Below are 22,914 nucleotides of genomic sequence, written 5' to 3' on the forward strand. Positions count from 1 at the left end.
TGCCAGCAAAGCAGAAGAAAGCGATGCGCAGTACAGCTTATCTTGAAAAGGTATTGAATTTATAGTGTTTTTTCATGCTCTTGCCCTGGATGTAATGTAAGAGTTGATTTTACTCATCAAGATAAAATGAACATGTATATAAATATAATAATTTACATGTTCTTTGCTACTTTATAGCCAACAACAAAAGTATTGGCTAAAGGGTGCTGATTTTTATATTTATTGATTTTTTAGTGGAAATTAGCTGCTCATAAAACAACAGATAGCTTTTAGTTTTTGCTCATAACTTTACTTTGATAAGTTTAAATAAAGTAAAATTTTACCAATGTTATGACGTTTTTAAAGGGAGCTATCGTCATAGGTACGAGTAAGCAAGAGACAATGCTCACCTTACTTTTGTAATTCATCCGAAACAAAACAAACACTTAATATTTCATAATATGAAAATTAAAACATTAAAAACTTATATTGTTCTATATTTTAGTAGCGTGAAAGAAAACGTGATTACTTAAAATGTAATTACCTTATGACATGTTTGCCGTGTAGGTCGAAAAAATACACGCTGCTATGTACTGCACAGTGAAAACTTAAACAAAATAAGGTAACGGAGATAACTATGGCTCACCGAGTATCTAAATTACTTGCGGCAATAGCCGCAGTATTAACATGTATTTCTATTCCTTCGTATGCCGCTGTTAATGGGCTGACAGAACAAGATGAATTTAATATAAAACTTAGATCAATTTATTTTGACCGTGACTACGATAACGACGCAAGTGACGATTCAACTTTTGCTCAAGGTATAGAGCTCAATTACACATCGGGTTATATAAACGATTTATTGAGTGTGGGTGTATCGACTTACACCGTAATGAATATTAATTCTACGGGTTCAGCCGCAGGTAATATTTTACCAGCAGGTAGTGAGAGCGGTGGAGTTGACGATAGCTTTTCTAAATTTGGTCAATATTTTTTAGATTTTAAATTGGGCAATAACGGTTACGTTAAAGTGGGCGGGCAAAAAACCAAAAGTATGTTACTTAAAAGCTCTGGGAGTCGGGCTATTCCTAATACTTTTAGAGGTGTTTTTGGCGATTATAAAATTGGCAACACTAAATTATACGGTTACGTTTACGACAAATGGAGCCGTCGACACGACGATAGATGGGAAGACTTTTCTACCGACCAATCGGCAACTGGCGCTATTAGTGTAATTTGGGGCGTAGGTGCTACGCATAAAAAAGACAATCTAATATTAGAGGCTGAATACTTAAATTCGCACGATTATCTAAGTAAAATCGCATTAAAAATCAGTTACGACATTAAATTTGAACAAAGTAAGTTAACCCTTTCAACTGGCATATTTACCTCACAAGATGATGGTGATTTATTTGTAACAGGCGCAGAGGGCGGCGATTTAGATGATGAAGATACACCTGGTGCATTAACAGGCTTAACCAAAAGTAAAAACGATGGATTTGCCTATTACCTAGATGCTGATTGGAAAAAAGATATTTGGAGTGTAGGTGCGGCATTTACTAAAGTGAGTGATGCTTGGATTGAAGATAATTTCAGTGGTGATCATGGTACAAACCCATTTCCAACTCGCTCATTAATCGGTGCCGATTTAACAAACCAAAATGAAACATCATGGCAAGCTCGTTTAGGAATTGATTTGAAAGCAGTATCGCCTGGCTTAACAACTAAATTTTACTACACAGACGGCAGCGATGCTGAAAACTCTGCGTTGGGTAAGTTAGGTGGCACAGCCGACGAAAAATATTGGGCTGTAGATACCCGCTATAAAGTTGAGAAAATAAAAGGCTTAAGCTTACGTTGGTTATTTGTAGATTATACAACCGAAAAATCAGGCAGTGTTGATGGTGTTAAAGGCGATAGAGCTGACCATCGAGTTTATGTAGATTACACTATTAAATTTTAACATGACTTTTAATAAGCCAATGCAAATTTTATGCATTGGTTTTGTTTCCTTTTTTAATTACCTTTATGATAAAACTAACAAATCAACAATAAAAATTAAGCTAATATATGTTTTCTCTTCAACAGTGGCAATCACAGGGTCAATTTACTCAAATTAGTGGCCATCAAATTTTTACTAAAACAGCTGGTGATATAACTAAGCCTGCGCTGCTCTTAATACATGGCTTTCCAAGTGCTAGTTGGGACTGGGAAGGTATGTGGCAAACCCTTAGTGAACATTATTTTGTAATTACACTCGATATGCTAGGTTTTGGTTTGTCAGATAAACCTAAAAATGCAGGCTATAAAATTACTGAACAAGCCGACTTATATACTCAATTTTTAAAAACGTTAAATATTAATGATATACATATTTTAGCTCATGACTATGGCGATACTGTGGCTCAAGAGTTATTAGCAAGGCAAGTCGTTAGCCAAAGTGACTTTAAAATAAACAGTGTGTGCTTTTTAAATGGTGGGTTATTTCCGCAGGTGCATAAACCCTTATTTATACAAAAGCTTTTACTTTCAAAGCTAGGTTGGATAGTGCCAAAATTAATGAATAAACAAAAATTTGCCAATAATCTACTTACTATTTTTGGTAAAAGTACACCGCCCTCAAAACAAGTGGTAGACACACTTTGGGAGCTGCTAATTTATAAAGATGGCTTAGCCGTAATGCCCAAACTCATTAGTTATATAAAGCAGAGGCAGCAAAACAGAGAACGCTGGGTTGGTGCCATCATAAATAGCAATATACCACTTACGTTTATAGCCGGCGCAGAAGACCCCATCTCTGGTAAGCATATGATTGAGCATTATAAAAAGCTTATTCCCAATGCGCGCGTACAAGAGTTTGTAGAGCTTGGGCATTATCCGCAAGTAGAAAATCCAGATGCAATTACACAGGCTTATTTGAATTTTAGATATTGCCAATAAAAACGCGGCTACTAAATTAAGTGCCGCGTTTATAAATTTTAGAACTCTGAGTATTTAGGCTTTGAACCTTAATATTTTTGCTTTGGCGCTTTTAATTGTTTTTCAAACTCATCTGAAAACAATATCGTGCCATCATCTTCCTCTGTAGGGAAGGCAGCAATAAGTAAGTCATCTACCTCAAGACCCGGTGTCCAGCGACTAAACCAGTCAGCAAGTGGGATCGCTTTAGCGCTGCAGCCAGCCCATTCGCCAGTTGCCCATGCTTCTGCAAATTCACGAGTTGGCCAAACTGGCACACAGTCGTCATCTTCGTTGGCAAGCATAACGCAGCCATCATCATCGTTTAAAATCCATACTTGCTTGAACTGTCGTACGGTTTCGAACATATAGGCTAGGCGTTTTTTTGCTCCAAGTCCTAAAATTACTGCGTGTTCTTCGCTTAAATTTGGCGTTGTCATAATTAGCTCACTTTTAATTACTATATCTAAATTATATGCACACAAGTATATCGAGTTATATGACAGAGTGTTGAAAAGTTGCTATTTAATTTCAGCAATGCAGATCTAATTTGTAGATTGATCAGTATAATTTCTTACTAATTTGAGCGATCATTCAAAAATAAGCTTGAATGTTTGTAAAAAGGCCACATTGTAGTAAGCATATACTTAATGAAGGATTGAAAAATGACAACTGATCTACTTGCTCCGTTTAAATTAAATAACACGATTGAGCTTAAAAACCGCATACTTATGGCGCCATTAACGCGTTGTATGGCTGACGATAACCTAGTGCCAACACAAGATATGGTTGAATATTATGCTCGCCGTGCCGAAACCGGTTTAATTATTAGTGAAGCAACTATTATTCGTCCAGATGGACAAGGTTACCCAAATACTCCGGGTTTATTTACCAGCGAGCAAATTCAAGGTTGGAAAAAAGTAACTGACGCTGTGCACGCTAATGGCGGCAAAATGTTTGCACAGCTATGGCATGTTGGCCGTGTTGCACACCCTCACTTTTTTGATGGCGATGTACTTGCTCCATCAGCAATTGGCGTTGAAGGCTCTGTCCCTCGTATGCGTGAGCTTACATACATCACACCAAAAGCAGCCACTACTAATGATATTAAAAGTCTAGTTGCTGATTTCGCAAAAGCTGCTGAAAACGCAATTGAAGCAGGCTTTGATGGGGTAGAGATTCACGGTGCTAACGGTTATTTAGTGGACCAATTTTTACATTACGCTGCAAATACACGCAGCGACGAATATGGTCAAACGCCTGAAAACATGTCGCGTTTTGCACTAGAAGTAACCGATGCGGTTATTGCTGCTGTAGGCAGTGATCGTACTGCACTTAGATTAACACCGGGTGCTTACTTTAATATGAGCGAAGATAGCCGCGATAAAGCGGTATTTGATTACTTATTAACAGAACTTGAAAGCAGAGAATTAGCGTACTTACACGGCGGTATTTTTGACGACAGCATGCGCTTTGACTCGCTTGAAGGCAAAAGCATCTCTGAATTTTTACGCGCAGGCTACAAAGGTACATTAGTAGGCGTAGGTAGTTATAGTTTTGAGTCAGCAAAAGAAGCTATTAACGATGCTAAGTTTGACTTAATCGCTATTGGTCGCCCACTTATTGCAAACCCAGATTACATTAGAAAAATTGCAAACGGTGAAGAGTTAGTACCATACAGCGATGAAATGCTAGCTGAATTGAAATAAATTACTATTTGTAATAAGTTCTAGAAAATAATTAAGACACCCAAAGTTAAACCTTTGGGTGTCTTTTTTTGTACATATTCCCGCCATAAATCTTCCATATTTGTTTAATTTTTATGTAAATAAAGTTCATCCTCGTTGTCATATTTAAAATTCATACTGTCCGCGTTTTCATATTTCATAATTAAAATCAAACGGGACAACAATGTACGCTTTAAAAAACAAATCGCTTTTGAGCATGGCTATTGCCATGGCTGTATCAACATCTGTTCATGCTAACGACAACACCATAGAAGAAGTAACAGTGGTTGCTAAACCAACGAGCTACGCTAACAATGTTATTGAGCCTGCAATGCTTGAGCAACAAAGTTCGGTATCGAGCATATTATCGGTTATTGATAATTTACCGGGTATTAGCATAAATGAAGGTGATGCATTTGGTGGCGACGATTGGTCTACTACAATCACCATGCGTGGTTTTAGTATTGATGGAAACCAACAACAATTAGGTATGACCGTTGATGGCATTCCCAATGGTGGCTCTAATTACGGCGGTGGTGCTAAAGCTAACCGTTACTTGGAGAGCGAAAACCTTGCAACGGTTGAAGTAGGTCAAGGTACGTCTGATATTAAGTCGGCTTCACTTGAAGCACTAGGCGGGACATTTAACTTTGTAAGTAAAGACCCAAGCCTTGAAAAAGGCACTACCTTTGCGTATACATCAGGCAGCCACGATGCCACGCGTTATTACTTTAAACACGAAACAGGCACTGTTTTTAATAACACACAAGCGTACGTAAGTTACTCGCAAACAGATACAAGCCGCTGGATTGGTTCTGGCAGTAATGGGGGCAAAGACAACCAACACGCAGAGCTTAAGTTTGTATCTAATTTTGACGATTTAACGCTCACTGGTCGTTTGTCTTACGACGATGTAAGCGAGACAAACTATAACAGCGTAAGCCTTGAGCAGTTTGAACAAACGACCGATTGGGATCAGCTAACATGGAATTGGACGGGAGTTCCGCACTTTGACCAAATGTTTGCAGAAGGGTGGGGAACGCTTCGTGAAAATACCTTAGGCTATTTAAAATTTGAATACGCGATTTCGCCAACTTCATTATTAACCGTTAGCCCTTATTACCATAAAAATTCAGGTCGCGGCGATTGGATCCCACCTTACTTAACAACGCCTGTTGATGAAAATGGCGAACCAACAACCGAGGGCGGTACTAATGCAGGCTCTTATGGTTTTGCTGATAGTGAAGGCAATCCGCTTGCACCAAATGCCGATTGTACGCAAAGTTTGAGCTGGCCATGGGAGTCGGGTCCTGGTTTAAATCCTGCGTGTTACGATGCAACAGCAACGCCGGTTATGTCTTACCGCCATACGCATTACAACAAAGATCGCTTAGGTGTAACGGCAAATTACCAAGCTACATTTGGTGATCACGATATCGAAGCGGGCTTTTGGTATGAGCAAAGCGAACGTGACGAGTCGCGTGATTGGCACAAAGTAATTGACGCGCGTATCTATCATCACTTTGATAGCACGCCTTACTGGACACAATACAAAAACACTTTTGATACCGATACATTCAAATGGTACCTACAAGACTCGATTAATTTTGGTGACTTAACATTAAATATTGGTGCAAAACAATATTTAGTTGAATTACAAAAGTACGACCACTTTGCTAACGAAAGATCAGATAAAGTAGATAGCGACTCAGACGTGTTATTTAGCGGGGGTGTATTGTATCAGCTAAATAACAGCACAGAATTATTTGCCAGTTACAGCGAGAATTTTTCAGCAATAAAAGACGGTGTACTTGAGCGAGATAGCTCAACACTTACAAACATAGAGCCAGAAACTGCCGACAATATAGACTTTGGTGTACGTTATCAAGCTGACAGACTAACGCTTACAGCAACGGCTTACAGTGTTAAGTTTGATAATCGCATTACCTTTATTGCCCCTGGTAGTGGCACAGACGGCATTGATTACACGATTGGTACAAATGGCTCGTACGTAAATGTAGGGGGTATTGACTCAAATGGGCTCGAGCTTGCAGCAAGCTATATGCTAACACCAAGCTGGAACGTTTACTCGTCGTATACTAATAGCAGTTCTGAGTATTCGTCGGATGATCCAAATGCATACGATTCACAAGGCGTAATATTAAGAGATGAAAGTGGTAATGAGGTAGCACCGAGCTTTAGAAAAGGCGACAGCATAATAGATTCATCAGAAGATTTATTTGTGGTATCTACCGATTACTTTAGCGATGGCTTTCGTGTTGGTTTATCGGCTAAATACACCGGTGAGCGCTTAGGCGCATGGCAAGACGAAGACACTCGCACGCGCAATAAAGTAGACGGCTACACAGTACTTGATTTTAATGCAGGTTATTCAACTGACGTAGATGCCGGCCCGTTTAAAGCCATTGACGTATCGTTTGTTGTTTATAATGTTACTGACAAAAGCTACTTAGCAGGTGGTACCGGTAACGGCGCTACTTATTACATTGGTGCGCCTCGCACCGCAGCAGTTACATTTACCGCTGACTTTTAATTAGGTTTTAGTAATTGAATTTAAATATAGCCCATCATTGATGGGCTTTATTATATGAAAGGGCGCAAACGCGATGAAAACAATTATAAAAGTAATACTATTTAGCTTAAGTGTATTAGCGAGTAACTTTGCAACAGCAGCGCAAAATGTAGTGCTGGTAACGCTTGATGGAGTACGCTGGCAAGAAGTATTTAACGGGGCTGATAATAGCTTAATTAATAATACTGATTTTGTTAAAAAGCCTGAGCAATTAAAGAGACAATTTTGGGCAAAAACTGCAAATGAGCGCCAGCAATTACTAATGCCTTTTTTAACGCAAGTAGTGGCTAAACAAGGCGTAATTATTGGCGATAGAGCTAACGGCTCTACTATGTCGGTAAGTAACCCGTGGTATTTTTCATACCCTGGTTATAACGAAATACTCACCGGTGAAGTTGACGAAAATATAAATAGTAACAACAAAGTGCTCAACCCAAATAAAACTATTTTAGAGCGTTTAGATAAGTTACCTGAGTTTAAAGATAGCACTGCCTTATTTGGCAGTTGGGATGTATTCCCATACATTGTAAATACTAAGCGCAGTAACGTGTATGTAAATGCAGGTTTTATGTCAATTGAAGAGAATTTATTCACCGATGCGCCACTCTTAAATGCGCTACAAAATGAAATTCCCAGTCCTTGGTATAACGTACGACTAGATAGTTTTACATATCGCTTTGCTAAAGCGTATATGTTGGCTAAAAAGCCTAAGTTGTTAGTGATAAGTTTAGGCGAAACCGATGACTTTGCGCATGATGGTCATTACGATCAATACCTTAAATCGGCAAGGCAAAGTGACGCCTTTATAAAAGACTTATGGGCAACCATTCAAACTACAGCGGGTTATAAAAATAACACCACACTAATTATTACTACTGATCACGGCCGTGGCAATAATGCCAATGATTGGCAACATCACAGCTCTAAACGTGCACTTGCTGAACTAGAGTTAGGTGAAAATACCTACCCAGAAGGAATTGTCGGCTCTGAACATATTTGGCTTGCAGCCATTGGCCCCGCAATAAAAGGACGTGGCTTAATTAAAACTAAAAATGAGCTTAAACAAGCGCAAATAGCGGCGACCGTTTTAAAGGCTCTTGGGCAGAACCCAAATGAAATAAATTCAAATATGGCGCCTGCTATTAGCGAGATTTTAAAATGAAGAACCTATTAAAACCATTAACCCTATCTGCCTTGGCGCTGAGTTTGGTTATTAGCGCAAGTGTTACTGCCGCGCCATCTAAAATCCTATTTGGTTCGTGTGGGCATCAAGATAAAAACATACCCATATTTAATACAATTAACAAAGAGCAGGGGGATTTGTTTATATTTTTGGGTGACAATATTTATGGCGATACCAACGATATGGATGTACTTGCCGAAAAATACCAACGTTTAGGGGCAAAGCCTGGTTTTAAAACGTTGAAAGCGCAAACGCCTATTATTGCTATGTGGGATGACCACGATTATGGCCAAAACGATGCAGGTAAAGAGTATCCGCATAAAGAGCTATCACGTCAAATTATGCTTAATTTTTGGGATGAACCTGTAAACTCAGCGCGTCGCACTCGTCCTGATGGAATTTATACCTCGTACATGTATGGTGAAAATGAGCAAACCATACAAGTAATAATGCCTGATTTACGTTGGAACCGTGATGCGCTAAACCATGTAGGTGAGCTTGAATACGACACTAAGCGTAAGTTAAATAACCAAGGACCGTATAGTCCTAGTGAAGTGAAGGGCGCATCCATGTTAGGTGAAGCCCAGTGGCAATGGCTTGAACAAGAGCTTAAAAAGCCTGCTGCAATAAAATTGATTGCCTCAAGCTTACAGCTTTTACCCGATTTCACAGGTTGGGAGTCATGGGCAAACTTTCCTGAAGATAGAAACCGTTTATTTGCATTGATTAAAAAGCATAAAGTAAATGGGGTCGTGATCATCAGCGGCGATACGCACTGGGGTGAAATATCAAAGTATCAGCAAAACCTTGATTACCCATTAATTGAGATGACCAGCTCTGGCTTAACTGAAAAGTGGAAAGATGTAAGCCCTAACAAACACCGAGTAGGGAATTTTACTCATAACGTAAATTATGGTGATTTAAGCATAGACTGGCAGCAAATTGATCCCACTATTTCACTTAAATTAAAAGGCATTGATGGCGAAGTAATAATGCAAAGTGACTTTAGTTTATCAAGTATTAGCCCTTATAAATAAACTCACTACTACGCACAGTATATAAAATAGATGCTGTGCGTATAAAAATCTGTAAATTAGTTCTTAACTCTCTGATTTATTAAAGCCAATTACCCGTTTGCGCTACCCCTAATATTGAAAATATCTTACACTGGTTTTATCTCAAGCAAGGTCAGTGCTATATGCTAAATATTATTCAATCAAACCGGATGGAAGCCCTACAAGCGCAGTTCCACCAGCTGTTAAAAGTAAACCCATTGCAAAGCCCGTTCGACAAAGAAGTAGTGCTAGTGCAATCGCCGGGTATGTCGCAGTGGTTAAAAATAGGTTTGAGCGAAAGCTTAGGGGTTGCAGCGCAGGTAGATTTTCCGCTGCCGTCGAGCTTTATTTGGCAGTTGTATCAGCAATTACTGCCAAATGTCCCTAAAGAGTCGGCATTTAATAAGCCCAACCTTGCTTGGAAACTGTTTGCAATTTTACCAAACTGTATTGACGAGCCATTATATTTGCCGCTAAAGACCTATTTAGAAGGCGATATTGACGGGCAAAAAACCTTTGCGCTGTGCGAAAAAATAGCCGATGTGTACGACCAATATTTAATGTACCGACCGCACTGGATAGCCACATGGGATAGCGGAAAAGATGAACTTGATGACGTGGATGTAGCCATTGCCCCATGGCAACCTGACTTATGGCGACGCATTGTAAAGCTAAGCCAAGACCTTGGGCAAAGCCAATTTCATCGCGCTAATATGCAAGGGCAGCTACTAGCAGCACTTGAGACTATGGACAATAGCTTACTGCCACAACGCATTAGCTTATTTGGTATATCGGCGATTGCCAGCTCCCAGCTAGACGTATTTGAAGCGCTGAGTAAAAAAACCGAGGTTATATTATTCTTTTTTAACCCGAGTGAGCATTATTGGGGCGATATTATAGATGAAAAAACAGCAGCTAAAATAAGCGCTAAATACGCCAAAATGCCGCTGGTGGAAGCGCAACAAAAAAAACAAACCAATCCAGATGAAGAATACTACTTTATAGGTAATCCGTTGTTATCGTCGTGGGGTAAATTAGGTCGCGACTATTTTGAGCAACTCGTACAGTTAGATGCCCGTTGGATAGATGGTTTTATTGATGTGTTTGACGACACCTTACTAGGGCAAGTACAAAGCGAGATTTATCAGCTTGCGTTTAAAGGTGAATCGCTGACCGATAACAAAGAGTGGTTTATAAACGACGAAGGTAAGTTACCAATCAGTGCAACCGACACCAGTATTACGCTAAGCGATTGCCATACACCGCTTAGAGAAGTTGAGCGCTTGCACGACTACTTACTTAACTTATTTAATCAAAACCCAACGCTTACCCCCAAAGACATAATTGTCATGATGCCCGATGTAGGCACTTACAGCCCTTATATTGAAGCCGTATTTGGCGGGGCACAAGGTAGCCGCTTTATTCCTTACGCACTGGCCGATTTAGCCATAGAGCAAGAAAAACCCGTCCTTAGTTCATTTGCGAGTTTAGCTAACTTACCGTTTTCGCGCTTTGGTGTGTCGGATATTCTCGATTTATTACAAGTGACGCAAATAGCCGAAAAATTTGGGCTTGAAGCGCACGAATACGAGCAAATTCAATACTGGCTTGAACGTGTAGGCGTTAAATGGGGTATAAACGCAGCGCATAAAAGCAGCTTTGATTTGCCCGCTATCGATTTAAATACCTGGCAACATGGGCTCAACCGTTTACTGCTTGGTATTGCCATGCGCGACGAACAATGCCCGTTTAACGGTATTTACAGCGCTGATGAAGTAGAAGGCATGGCGCTTGATACACTCAACAAGCTCGTGCACTTTATTGATGTACTGCAAAGCTTTAAAGAGCAGCTAACGCCCGATGATACGCTCATTAATAAAGCGCATATTTTAAGCGAGCTATTAAACGCCATATACGAAAGTGAAAGCGACGACAGCTGGGATTTATTAGTACTTCAAAACGTGCTCGAAGAGTTACAAAAACACCACGACAATGGTGATTACAGCAAAGCGGTTTCGCAGCGTATTGTTAGTTACTTAGTTAAACAAGGCATTCAAGAAAAAGGCGTAGGGCAGCGATTTTTGGTCGGGCAAGTAAACTTTTGTACGCTTATGCCCATGCGCGCCGTGCCATTTAAAGTGGTATGTATGCTGGGCTTAAATGATGCCGACTACCCGCGTAACGTACAGCCTATTGGTTTTGATTTAGTGCCTTATTCTAAAAAGCAAAAAGGTGACCGATCACGTAAATTAGATGACCGTTACTTATTTTTAGAAGCGCTACTGAGTGCCCGCGACAACTTATACATGAGTTACATTGGTCGCTCGTGTTTTGATAACCAACCGCGCATGCCATCAACCCTTGTAAGCGAGCTGTTAGAATACATAGGGCGCAGCTTTGTATTAAGCGATAAAAGCGAAAAAACGCTGCCCGCATGTCTAATCAATCAGCAGCATTTACAGCCTTTTAATAGCCATTATTATTTAGCAGATGAGCAAGCCAATACTGTGCTGAGCAACCACAGTTACAATCCAATTTGGCTGCCAAGTGAGTCAATTAAACCACAACCGGTTATTGCACTTGATGTGACTGTGCCAGAGCAGCTAGATCTTGATGTGTTTATTAGAAGTGTGTGCAGCGCACAAGAGAGCTTTTATCAACAAACATTAGGTTTACGCCTGCCACAATTTAACGAAGTAGCAAAAGACGAAGAACCATTTAGCCTAGATGCGCTGCGCCGTTATTTTTACCTTGATGAAATACTTAAAGCCAATATAAACGAGCAACCACTGAGTACCGAGCAAATACTGCAGCGGGGTGAGTTACCTCAAGCCAATGTAGGCAGCCTCATATTTGAGAGTATGGAGTACCGAGTTGATGCGCTTGCAGGGCAAGTTAAAGAGCACATTAAAGGCGGAAAAAGTGAGCCAATAGAAGTTTTGCTTACCATTGAAGGCACCAAAATAGAGGGCTGGCTCAATCATGTGTATTTGCAAAAACAAGTGTTTTACCGCAGTGCGAGTATTAAAGCGAAAGATTTAATTAAAGGCTTTATTTATCACCTTGCAGCGCAAAGTATGGATCAACAAGTAGAAACGTTGCTACTTGGGCTCGATAAGCAAATTACCTTTGCGCCCATAAACAAAGCCGATGCCGATGCTCTATTAGCTGATTGGTTTGAGTTATACAAAGCGCTGCGCGCAGAGCCTGTGCCGTTCTTCCCGGTAAGTGGCTATGAATACGTTAAAAGCGGCGGCGATATAACAAAAGCAATGAGCAAATTTAGCCCGCAATATATAGGGCGAGGCGAGGGCGAAAATCCGTATATTCGCTTAACGGTGCAATCGCTAAACGACTGCCAAGAAGAATTTATAAAATGGAGTGATAAATTGCTCACGCCTTTATTTGAACACGCAAAGGAGAGTGACCATGCAAGCGCTTAATCCTCTTACTATGCCGCTCATTGGTCAAAGTTTAATAGAAGCCAGTGCAGGTACTGGTAAAACTTATACGATTACGGGGCTGTATTTACGCTACTTATTAGGCATGCAAATAGAAGGTGAGTTAAATACGCCGCTCAGTGTTGAGCAAATTTTGGTAGTAACCTTTACCGACGCCGCCACCCAAGAAATTAAAGACCGCGTACGCAGCCGAATTATTGCTGCGCGCGACGCATTGCTTGGGCAAGACCCAAATGACGAACTCATTGAAGGCGTAATTGCCAAAATTGATGATAAGCACCGCGCGTTTGATTTACTCGATGCAGCTGCTAAATCAATGGACGAAGCCGCTATTTTTACCATTCATGGCTTTTGTCAGCGAATGCTAAAACAACATGCGTTTGAGTCGGGTGTGGCGTTTAATCTCGAATTTATTTTAGATGAGCGCGACATATTACTCGAAACCATTAAAGATTTTTGGCGCGCATTTGTATACCCACTAAACAAAGAACGCACCGATGCTATTTTAGATGTATTTGCCGCACCAGAGGCTTTATTCGCTCAAGTGGCGAGCATTTTAAATAAAGCTAATGCGCACATTACGCCACAAATAAATTTAGATGATGTATGGAAAGCCCGTGACGAGTACATAATCCGTGTACCTGCATTTAAAAAAGCGGTGTTAGAGCAAGAGTTTATAGGTGCTATTAAAGGCTCGGGTTTAAGCGGGTCTAAAACGCCAGCACGAAAAGGCAGCCTTAGTGCGCTTGAGGCATTTTGTTTAGGCGGCGATTTGTTTTTTGAATTTGGCACTAACAAGTATTCGTTTGAAGTGTGGAGTACAGAAAACCTAAGCGATGTGAGCAATTATAAAAAGAATCAGCCATTATTTGTGCATCCATTACTGAGTCAATTTGACGAGCTTGCCGCACTTAATAACACCATAAACCAAGGGCTCAAAATAGCAGTTATACAACATGCAGCACGCTGGGTAAAAGCTGCAATAGTTAAGCGTAAGCAAGAGCAAAGCGTGATCACCCCAGATGACTTACTGACCAATTTACACAGTGCGCTTAATAACGAGCAAGGCGACGTACTGGCGCAAAAAATTGCGCAGTTGTTTCCGGTTGCCATGATTGATGAATTCCAAGATACCGATCCGATTCAGTACGGTATTTTTAGTAAAATTTATGGGCAACAAAATACCACGCTTGCCATGATAGGCGACCCTAAACAGGCTATTTATGGCTTTAGGGGCGCGGATATTTTTACGTATATTGGCGCAAAAGAAGCTGTACAGACTGATCAGCAATTTACGCTGGGTACTAACTTTCGCTCAAGCACCGACATAGTAAATAGCGTTAATAGTTTATTTGGCAAACACGCTAACAGCTTTATTTATAACGACGCCATACCGTTTAACGCAGTAGCAGCTAAAGGTAAAAAAGCGGATGACTCTTTTTTAATTGATGGCAAACCCGCTACCGCATTCGAATTTAATGTATTTGTAGATGAAGCCGCCGATGAAAAGAACAAACCAACTAACAAAGGTGTAGGGCAAGCGCATTTAGCCACTCACTTTGCGAATAAAATAGTGACCCTGCTTGAAAAAGCAAAACAGGGGGACGCGTGTATTGGCAGTATCCCTATAAGCGCTGCCGATATTTGTATATTAGTGCGCGACCGTGTTGAAGCACAAATAATAAAAAAAGCGCTAGATGATGCCAAAATTTCCAGCGTGTATTTATCGCGAGAAAGCGTTTTTAGCCAAGAGCTTAGCCATAACCTACTTAACTTTTTAACAGCGCTGCATGGTCAATATGACGAGTCATTGCTGCGCGGTGTTTTAGCTGGTCCATTATTTTGTTTAAGTTATAACGAAATACATGCACTCGCCGATGATGAAAATAAATGGCAAGAGCATTTAAACTTTTTTGCACAACTTAGCCACATTTGGAACAAGCAAGGCGCTATGGCCATGCTTGAGCGCTTAATGAGCCATAACCAGCTTAGCGCTAAATGGCAAGGTTTAGGGTATAACGTTGAGCGTTGGCTGACGGACTTTAGGCACTTGGGCGAAATACTTCAGCAAAAACAAATAGAGCTTGAAGGCACGCTGCGTTTGCTGCGATGGTTTGCACAAAAGGTAAGCCAACAAGATGGCGAAACAGTACAAGTGCGCCTAGAAAGTGACGCCAATTTAGTTAAAATTGTCACTATGCATGCCTCAAAAGGGCTTGAATACCCACTGGTATTTATGCCGTTTGCCAGTGGCTATCGCGAAACAAAAGAAGCGCTTTATCATAATAATGGCAAGCTAGTTTACGATTTAAGTAAAGACGAAGATGCCCTGCAAAAAGCAGAGCAAGAACGCCTAGCTGAAGATTTACGCCTGCTTTATGTAGCGCTTACTCGCGCCGTACATTTTTGTGCGCTTGGTGTTTATAACATTGGGCAAGGACAAAGTAGCCGCTTGGCTATGCAAAGTAGTGCACTTGGGCATGTTTTATTTGCAGGGCTTGAACTTGCCAGTAGCCAAACATGGCGCACGCATTTAAGTGAGTTTTGCGACGCTAATAGTGCGATGAGCTATCAGCAATTTACCTCACAAACATTATTAGAGCAGGGCACGCTTTGTTTTAGTAATAGTAAAATTGCGCAGCAAACATTAAGTGTTAATAGAGTAACGGCAAATATTGAGCGTAACTGGCGAGCAACCAGCTTTAGTGCGTTAAGCTTTAAAAAGCATAGCGACCAATTAGCCCCAGGGCGAAGTGATGAAGATCACGAAAAAGACGAGTTTGCAGTGCAAGAGGACGAACTGCCATCACCTTATAGTTTTCCTAAAGGGCCAAAGCCGGGTAGCTGTTTGCACGAAATATTTGAACAAATAGATTTTATTAGCCCAATAGTTCACCCAACTAATACCGAGCAAAACTTATCTGAGGTAGTTAAGCGCAGCCTTGAAAAGTATCACATAGGTGAGCAATGGCGAGAAGTGGCTGAAAAGTGGGTGCTTGATGTTCTTGCGTGCCCCCTAGATAAAAGCTCTCTAGAAAACAGCCTTCTTTCATTAGGTGTGCTTACACCCAATGACTGCCTAGTCGAAATGGAGTTTAATTTACCACTTGAGAGCTTAAGTGCACCAAAGCTAAACGAAATGCTGGTTAAACATTTTGGCTTTACGCAAAGTAAGCTTGAATTTTCGCACGTAAAGGGCTTGTTAAAAGGCTTTGTCGATTTAATATTTTGCTACCAAGGCAAGTATTATATTTTAGATTATAAGTCTAATTATTTAGGCAGTACGCCAGCTGATTACGAAGGCGATATGCTTGAGCAAGCTATGAGCAGTCATCAGTATCATTTACAGTATTTAATTTACACCGTAGCACTGCATCGTTTATTAAAACAACGTATAGCTGATTACTCAATAGAAACCCATTTAGGCGGCGTGTATTACACGTTTTTACGTGGAATGCCGGCAGGGCAAGGCGTGTACTTTAAAAAGCTAACTGTAGAGCAAGTAACTATTTTAGATGGCTTATTTAGCCAAGGAGCTATGCTATGAGCGATTTAAATGAGCAACCTGGATTGTTTGACGATATTGACGAGACACTTAATAATGAAGCCGCAGAGCCTCTTACTTCAAAAAATGTAGCACAAGATGCCCCATTAGAGGACATTGTGTTAAATAATACGATTACCGAAGTCCCGTTACTTGAGTATTTATTAGCGCAAAATCGACTGCGTGTAGTTGATGTGAAGCTCGCTGAATTACTGTGTGCTAATGACATTGAGCAAACTCACAATGAACTGTTTTATATTATTTTATTGCTGTGCTTATCGCAGCAAAGCCAGCATAGCTGCCTAACCTTAAATGAAGTTGATTGGAGTAACCCTTTTAATTTGCGCAAAAGCGACTTTAATAAACTCGATGGCAATGTACCCAGTACGCTAAGCCCGTTTAGTGATGATTTTAACGTACATACGGCGCTTAATTATTTACAAAGCCATGAAAGCGTGGGCGAAAATAAACCACTGCAGCTGTTTAACGAGAGACTTTATTTTGCGCGCCTTGCAGGTTATGAGCAAACACTCGCAGATAGATTACTAAGTATGAGCGAGCGAAAGCTCAATATTAATAATGAAGTATTGGCAGCGCTTTTAAATACCTATTTTCCTGCTGATTCAACTGTTGAAACTGATTGGCAAAAAGTGGCGTGCGCGATTGCTGCAACCAAAGGCTTTAGTGTGATCACGGGTGGGCCTGGCACAGGTAAAACCACTACAGTGACTAAGTTGTTGGCTATTTTACAGTCACTTTATGAAACAGCACCCCTTAGCATTAAACTTGTGGCCCCTACAGGTAAGGCCGCTGCTAGGTTGAGTGAATCAATATTGGGTGCTAAAAATAAGCTCACAACAATTCCTGATAATATAAAAACGTTAATACCGCAAAACGCTCAAACAATTCATCGCTTGCTAGGTGTAAAACCGTTCACAAATAAATTTAGACACGACAAACGTAACCCATTGCATTTAGATGTACTAATTATTGATGAAGCCAGTATGGTCGATTTATCGCTGATGGCTAAATTAATAGAAGCACTTCCTGCGCACGCGCGATTAATACTCCTAGGTGACAAAGATCAACTTGCATCGGTAGATACCGGCAGTGTAATGAGCGATTTATGCCAAGGTTTAACACTTGGGCAAACGCCAAGCTACTCGCAAGCACGTTGTGATGAGCTAAATAGCTTATGCTTTAATAATGAGCCTAAGCTCGTAGCGCAAAGCGTGAGTGAATTTAAACTCGCAGATTGCATTGCCTTTTTACAACACAGTTATCGATTTGATGCACAAAGCGGCATTGGTCAACTCGCACTTGCGGTAAACACCAATAACACCGGTATTTTAAATTACGTAGAGCAAGAAAGTAGTGAAGGGCGCTTTAACGATGTAATTTTAGATTACGACTTTGTAGCAAAACCAATTGAAAAGCTCGTTAAAAGTGCAGCAAGTCATTATGCAAAGTACCTTAACTTAATAGCTCAAGGTGCAAGTGTTGCACAGGTGCATGCTGCTTTTGCGAGTTATCAGCTTTTAGCTGCGGTACGAGAGGGCGATTACGGCGTTCATAGCTTAAATCAACGAATAGAGCGCGTGTTGCAACAGCAAGGTTTAATTACCGTAAGTCCTAATACTCACCACTACACGGGTATGCCTATTATGGTGAGCCAAAACGATTACCAGCTTAAGTTATTTAACGGCGATATTGGTATTTTAATGCCCGATGAAAGTGGGCAGCTCAAAGCCATATTTATTGATGAGCAAGGTAATCAACGAGCATTTTCACCTGCACGACTCCCTGCGCACGATAAAGTCTATGTAATGACTATTCATAAATCACAAGGTTCAGAGTTTAGCTACACAGCCATGGTACTGCCACCGCTAAAACAAGCGCGCATGGGTATTAACAGGCAATTAGTGTATACGGGAATAACCCGTGCTAAAAATAAGTTTGAGCTGGTGGCTGATAAAAAAGTACTGCAATTAGCAATGAATAAAAGCGTATCGAGAGCATCTGGATTGTATGAAAGATTAAAGTTTGAGATTCAAAAACTTTAGCGGGAAGTTAAGCGCTATTAGATTAATTTATTTATAGTTATTTTGTATTGATGTGTTGTAGCGACTTTATATAAATCTATGTGTTTTGAGACTTTAGTAAGTAAAGCTCTTATTATTTATCGCGCTATGAAAATTAACTTCTATACTAAAATAAATTTTATATTGATTGTATTAGTAAGGATATTAATGTTTTTTTCTAAAAATAAGCAAAACGAAATAGTGTCTTTAAAAGCTGAGCTTTACCCATTACAGCAAGTATGGGAAGGGCTTTACCGAGAGATGCTAGTACTTAATATACTCTATGATGGGCGAATCTCACACGCTAATGATTTGTTTTTAGATAAATTGGGCTATAACGAAGATAGTTTAACGAATAATCCTTTTAATGACTTTGTTACTGAGCAGTCGCGCAAATCAAAAGATTTTATAAGCTTGCAACAAGCAATTAAAAAAGAAGGTCACTGGGGCGGTACATTACAAATAACGCGTTTTGATGGTAAAGCTGAATGGTTACGTTTAATAGTACATCCAGTAAAAGGGGAGCAAGATCAGTTGCTCTATTTTTCTATATTCGGAAGTGTACTTACAAAAACAATTACGGCTTCTCGCGAGCAAAGCGATACTATTAAAGCGATATATCGCTCTATGGCGGTAATTGAATTTGATTTAGAGGGCCATGTCTTAAAAGCAAATGATCAGTTTTTAGCTGCAATGGGTTATCAAGAAAGTGAAATACTAGGTAAACATCACCGTACGTTTTGTGAGGCTTCAGAGTATAACTCTCAAGAGTATCTGCAATTTTGGGCTAAATTAAGAGAAGGTAAGTTTATTGCTGAGCGTTTTAAGCGCGTAGATAAACATGGCAACATTGTTTGGCTAGAAGCGTCGTATAACCCAATCTCAAATGACGCGAATGAGCTTTATAAAGTGATGAAGTTTGCAACTGTTATCACTGATCAAGTAAATCAAGAAATTGCGATATCACAAGCTGCCGAAATTGCTTATAGCACCTCGACCCAAACTGATAAAAAAGCAGAGCAAGGCGCGAGCGTTATACAAGATACAGTCGCAGTAATGACTGAGCTGGCTATTAACATGGAGCAAGCTGCAAATGAAATTTCAGCGCTTGATCAGCAGTCGCAACAAATATCGAGTATTGTACAAAGCATTAGTAGTATTGCTGAGCAAACAAATTTATTAGCATTAAATGCCGCAATTGAAGCGGCAAGAGCTGGCGAGCAGGGGCGAGGCTTTGCTGTGGTTGCAGATGAAGTGCGATTGCTTGCATCGCGTACCTCAAAAGCAACAGAAGAAATTGTAGAAGTTGTACAGCGCAACCAATCACAAACCCAAAATACGGTGGCTGTAATAGAAAAAGGTAAAGAGAAGGCAGAGCAAGGCTTGGCGTTATCTAAAGAATCTGGTGAAGTGATGCAAGAGATCCAACAAGGTGCACAAGAAGTTGTAAATGCGATTGGGCAATTTACCAGTGAACTTAAAGCTAACGGTTAGATTAGCTTCGTCCTTATTCTAAAGCGGGCACTTTCAATGGTATCCGCTTTAATCTTACTACCCTCAATATACCCCTTGAAACCCATCTAATAATTTCAAATATAACAACTATACCTCTATTAACTCATTAATCGGTATGAAATAAGTTTCTTCTCTTCCCTAAATGATAATAAGTTGTTGCATTTTTGTTCGTTGTTCCTAATACTAGAGTCTGTTGATCTTTCAAGGTTAAATTTGCAGCAGTCTGTTTGGTATTTAGGCAAGGCAGAGCCTAAGTAGTGTGGTTGTTCCCCATAAATAGGCGATAACGTAGCATTAATGCCAAACAGACGCTGCCCAAAGGGTACTTCCTAGAGGCTATTTACTCTTTGTTGCTCGTTTTTTACTTATTCTACATGGATGTAAGCCAGTAGAGTAACGCAGGAGCAGTTACCGAGCCCACTAGGTTACAAATCTCGCGCCGTGATTAAATAGCCTCTAGTTTGAACGAATTTTAATCCGCAAAGAACAACAGACCCTAGTGAACACCTAAGCTGACAAGCTTATGTAAACCAACATGAATACCTTAAATGATAATAAAATATTAAGTACACAACATTAAGGAATTGTATGAACAACACAAAGCGCACACACAAATTAATTAAGCCAAGCCACCTAATTGGTGCGGGGTTAGCTATGTTAATGAGCTTTTCTGCAGCGAGTAAAGACTACAAAATTATATTAATTCATGGGTTACAAACTTCGCAAATAACAAATAAGTCGGGTAGTGATGTAATCAATGATGGTGAAACATATTGGCAATCGTACTGGAATAATCGTGCAGATGAGCGAATTGATTGGCCTGCTTATGAACGTATTGAAGGTAAAATTGCTACCGATTGGGTGTGGCCAAAGCTAAAGCAAATTTCACGCTCTAATTTATGCAGTGATGGCTGTGTATTTGTAACACATTCAACAGGAGACTTAGTTGCACGCCATATTATTGATAATCAAGAAAACTGGTTAGAAAACGAAGGCTTAGAGCCGCTTAATATTGTTGCTACGTTTGATTTAGCAGGTGCGGGTGGTGGAAGTGAGCTGGCTGACGTAGCTGTTAGTGCTTTAACTGGCGCATCATGGAACTTTGCGGTCGATGCTGCACTCAAATGGTGGCTAGGAAGTGATGTAACCGAAGCTGTTGGTGTATTACACGATTTAAAAGTAAACAATGCACGTAAAATTTCACCATTCCCAGATGCACGTACGCCACGTTTACGCTTTGTTGCCGATGGAAATGCATATTTGGGTTTAACGGGTGGTTTTTTAAAAGGCAATGATGATTCGGTTGTTGCATCGCACTCTTCATGTGGTGCCAGTTCGGCTGGCTCGTTTGGAAGTTGTAGCAGCAGTATTGATACAAATGGCCATTTAAAATCGCAAGGTGATGCAGTAAGTAGCTTTATGCCAAACCATTATCCAATGATGATGAGTGACAGTTATAGCCATAACGAAATACATAACGCGCAGCGAAAAGGTAATGTAACAATAGCCATGAATAACGTAAATGTGGAAGGTGACACTGTAGGTTTTAATACGTTTGATAAAACTACAGGTAGTTGGTTTTGGAAAAAACAATATCGTTATATTAAGGATTCAAATAATTTAAGCGCATCAGCACTTATTTATAATGTGATTCCATAACATACAAGGCGTGTAGTTAAAAACTATACGCCTTATAAAAGATTGAAATATAAAAATGAAAAAATTTTATGTCGTTGCTTTAATTATTAGCACTATTTTATTCTCGCTATGGTTTACAGGTAAAAATGATGCTCATAAAGTTGCTGAGCCAATAACACCTCAGGTTAAACACAGTGCGAGCGTAGCTGATTTATCGCCAGTAAAAGTGATCCCTATAGATGTACCTACAGCAAAAAAAACACAATCAAAAAAACAAATCGCGTTTAATGAAGACTTAACAAAAGCAGCGCAGCAAGTGGTTATGCAATATGAAAGTGCACTTAAATTTCCTCCTTATTCTCAGCCATTGAGTCCATTAGATGAAGATCGATTAAAGCCAAATCAATTCTACCCGGTATCGAGCCCTATTGATGAAAGTGGCGATGCTTTAACGTTAAGTCTTAAGCAATATCGTTTTGTATACCCAGAAGAAATAACAATAAAGATAAGCGCTCAAGGGCTTGGAAAAGTGGTCGTTGAGCTTGCAAATACAGATACAAAAGAAGTGTTAAATACCCATACAGGCAATGCGCGTGACGGTGAAGCAATTATAACATTTGAAGAGGATGAAGATTACCCTCGTAGCTTACAAGTGTTTGTAGAGGGTGATGTTGCCGGTAAAAAAGTTCCCGTAGTTGCACAAATTCAATATATGCCGCCTAGTGCAACTTTAACAGGTTTTGAAACTGCTTATGCACAAAACGAAAATATGATTTTGCCAGCTAACATAGCGGTAGTAAAAAGTGGTTTGTATCGTGTTAGGGCTAATTTATACAGTGGCGATACACCACTTGCTCATTTAGTATCTAAAGAGCGGTTAGCACAAGGAAGCCAAACACTTAATTTGAAAGCCCACTGGTCGGTATTACCACAAGGCATTACAGATATGCGCTTAAGCGACTTTGTTATTGAGAGAATGTCGCCAAGCCCAGGTGAGCGAAACAGCTTTGGGAATAGTGAAATAAGTCATTTTGATATTAACGATTTTTCGTACGATAGCTTGCAGCAATTACCATATCAGGCTAATGCACAAGAAAAGTTAAGTTTGGAATTTTTACAAGGCTTAGCTGAGAGTTAAAAATAGAACGCAATGCTGAATTGGTAAATTTAAGGGGGTTGT

General features: G+C 40.1%; 13 protein-coding genes. 12 read left to right on the forward strand and 1 reads right to left on the reverse strand.

What is annotated here, in order from left to right:
* Nucleotides 1-616 precede the first annotated feature (616 nt).
* Together GQR54_RS00005 and GQR54_RS00010 are read left to right on the forward strand one after the other, a co-directional pair.
* Nucleotides 617-1,942 (forward strand): OprD family outer membrane porin, encoded by a 1,326-nt coding sequence (locus GQR54_RS00005; RefSeq protein ID WP_166376144.1) that lies wholly within the window; start codon nt 617-619, stop codon nt 1,940-1,942.
* 107 nt (nt 1,943-2,049) lie between these two features.
* On the forward strand, nt 2,050-2,919 hold the full coding sequence (locus GQR54_RS00010) for an alpha/beta hydrolase (protein ID WP_166376145.1): 870 nt from the start codon (nt 2,050-2,052) through the stop codon (nt 2,917-2,919).
* Nucleotides 2,920-2,987: 68 nt separating this feature from the next.
* Here the strand turns inward: GQR54_RS00010 and GQR54_RS00015 are convergent, their stop codons facing one another.
* Nucleotides 2,988-3,377: a DUF2750 domain-containing protein gene (locus tag GQR54_RS00015; protein ID WP_166376146.1), complete on the reverse strand. Its 390-nt coding sequence runs from the start codon at nt 3,375-3,377 to the stop codon at nt 2,988-2,990.
* 225 nt (nt 3,378-3,602) lie between these two features.
* Here GQR54_RS00015 and GQR54_RS00020 point away from each other — a divergent pair, with 225 nt between their 5' ends.
* The 10 genes from GQR54_RS00020 (at nt 3,603) to GQR54_RS00065 (ending at nt 22,872) form a co-directional block, all read left to right on the forward strand.
* Nucleotides 3,603-4,646 (forward strand): alkene reductase, encoded by a 1,044-nt coding sequence (locus GQR54_RS00020; RefSeq protein ID WP_166376147.1) that lies wholly within the window; start codon nt 3,603-3,605, stop codon nt 4,644-4,646.
* 202 nt (nt 4,647-4,848) lie between these two features.
* Nucleotides 4,849-7,218: a TonB-dependent receptor gene (locus GQR54_RS00025; RefSeq protein WP_166376148.1), complete on the forward strand. Its 2,370-nt coding sequence runs from the start codon at nt 4,849-4,851 to the stop codon at nt 7,216-7,218.
* Nucleotides 7,219-7,291: 73 nt separating this feature from the next.
* The gene (locus tag GQR54_RS00030; RefSeq protein WP_166376149.1) at nt 7,292-8,419 is read left to right on the forward strand and encodes an alkaline phosphatase family protein; all 1,128 of its coding nucleotides are present in this window, start codon (nt 7,292-7,294) and stop codon (nt 8,417-8,419) included.
* Entirely contained in the window at nt 8,416-9,477 is a 1,062-nt protein-coding gene (locus tag GQR54_RS00035) for an alkaline phosphatase D family protein (protein ID WP_166376150.1), read from the forward strand. Before GQR54_RS00030 ends, GQR54_RS00035 begins: the two co-directional genes overlap by 4 nt.
* 161 nt (nt 9,478-9,638) lie before the next feature.
* Nucleotides 9,639-12,938: an exodeoxyribonuclease V subunit gamma gene (gene recC, locus GQR54_RS00040; protein ID WP_166376151.1), complete on the forward strand. Its 3,300-nt coding sequence runs from the start codon at nt 9,639-9,641 to the stop codon at nt 12,936-12,938.
* Entirely contained in the window at nt 12,925-16,503 is a 3,579-nt protein-coding gene (recB, locus tag GQR54_RS00045; protein WP_166376152.1) for an exodeoxyribonuclease V subunit beta, read from the forward strand. Before recC ends, recB begins: the two co-directional genes overlap by 14 nt.
* Nucleotides 16,500-18,563 (forward strand): exodeoxyribonuclease V subunit alpha, encoded by a 2,064-nt coding sequence (gene recD / locus GQR54_RS00050; protein WP_166376153.1) that lies wholly within the window; start codon nt 16,500-16,502, stop codon nt 18,561-18,563. Before recB ends, recD begins: the two co-directional genes overlap by 4 nt.
* A gap of 186 nt (nt 18,564-18,749) precedes the next feature.
* Entirely contained in the window at nt 18,750-20,075 is a 1,326-nt protein-coding gene (locus GQR54_RS00055) for a PAS domain-containing methyl-accepting chemotaxis protein (protein ID WP_166376154.1), read from the forward strand.
* 609 nt (nt 20,076-20,684) lie between these two features.
* On the forward strand, nt 20,685-21,755 hold the full coding sequence (locus GQR54_RS00060) for a hypothetical protein (protein ID WP_007585627.1): 1,071 nt from the start codon (nt 20,685-20,687) through the stop codon (nt 21,753-21,755).
* A 55-nt stretch (nt 21,756-21,810) separates the two neighbouring features.
* A complete protein-coding gene (locus GQR54_RS00065; RefSeq protein WP_165728836.1) occupies nt 21,811-22,872 on the forward strand; it encodes a hypothetical protein in 1,062 nt (353 codons plus the stop codon).
* Nucleotides 22,873-22,914: the final 42 nt, after the last annotated feature.

The organism is Pseudoalteromonas sp. Z9A4 (genome assembly GCF_011378845.1).
Classification (GTDB): domain Bacteria; phylum Pseudomonadota; class Gammaproteobacteria; order Enterobacterales; family Alteromonadaceae; genus Pseudoalteromonas; species Pseudoalteromonas arctica.

Bases quoted from the DNA above. Each gene is read 5' to 3' on its own strand.
- GQR54_RS00005 (WP_166376144.1), top strand. From the start codon at position 617: ATGGCTCACCGAGTATCTAAATTACTTGCGGCAATAGCCGCAGTATTA.
- GQR54_RS00010 (WP_166376145.1), top strand. From the start codon at position 2,050: ATGTTTTCTCTTCAACAGTGGCAATCACAGGGTCAATTTACTCAAATT.
- GQR54_RS00015 (WP_166376146.1), bottom strand. From the start codon at position 3,377: ATGACAACGCCAAATTTAAGCGAAGAACACGCAGTAATTTTAGGACTT.
- GQR54_RS00020 (WP_166376147.1), top strand. From the start codon at position 3,603: ATGACAACTGATCTACTTGCTCCGTTTAAATTAAATAACACGATTGAG.
- GQR54_RS00025 (WP_166376148.1), top strand. From the start codon at position 4,849: ATGTACGCTTTAAAAAACAAATCGCTTTTGAGCATGGCTATTGCCATG.
- GQR54_RS00030 (WP_166376149.1), top strand. From the start codon at position 7,292: ATGAAAACAATTATAAAAGTAATACTATTTAGCTTAAGTGTATTAGCG.
- GQR54_RS00035 (WP_166376150.1), top strand. From the start codon at position 8,416: ATGAAGAACCTATTAAAACCATTAACCCTATCTGCCTTGGCGCTGAGT.
- recC (WP_166376151.1), top strand. From the start codon at position 9,639: ATGCTAAATATTATTCAATCAAACCGGATGGAAGCCCTACAAGCGCAG.
- recB (WP_166376152.1), top strand. From the start codon at position 12,925: ATGCAAGCGCTTAATCCTCTTACTATGCCGCTCATTGGTCAAAGTTTA.
- recD (WP_166376153.1), top strand. From the start codon at position 16,500: ATGAGCGATTTAAATGAGCAACCTGGATTGTTTGACGATATTGACGAG.
- GQR54_RS00055 (WP_166376154.1), top strand. From the start codon at position 18,750: ATGTTTTTTTCTAAAAATAAGCAAAACGAAATAGTGTCTTTAAAAGCT.
- GQR54_RS00060 (WP_007585627.1), top strand. From the start codon at position 20,685: ATGAACAACACAAAGCGCACACACAAATTAATTAAGCCAAGCCACCTA.
- GQR54_RS00065 (WP_165728836.1), top strand. From the start codon at position 21,811: ATGAAAAAATTTTATGTCGTTGCTTTAATTATTAGCACTATTTTATTC.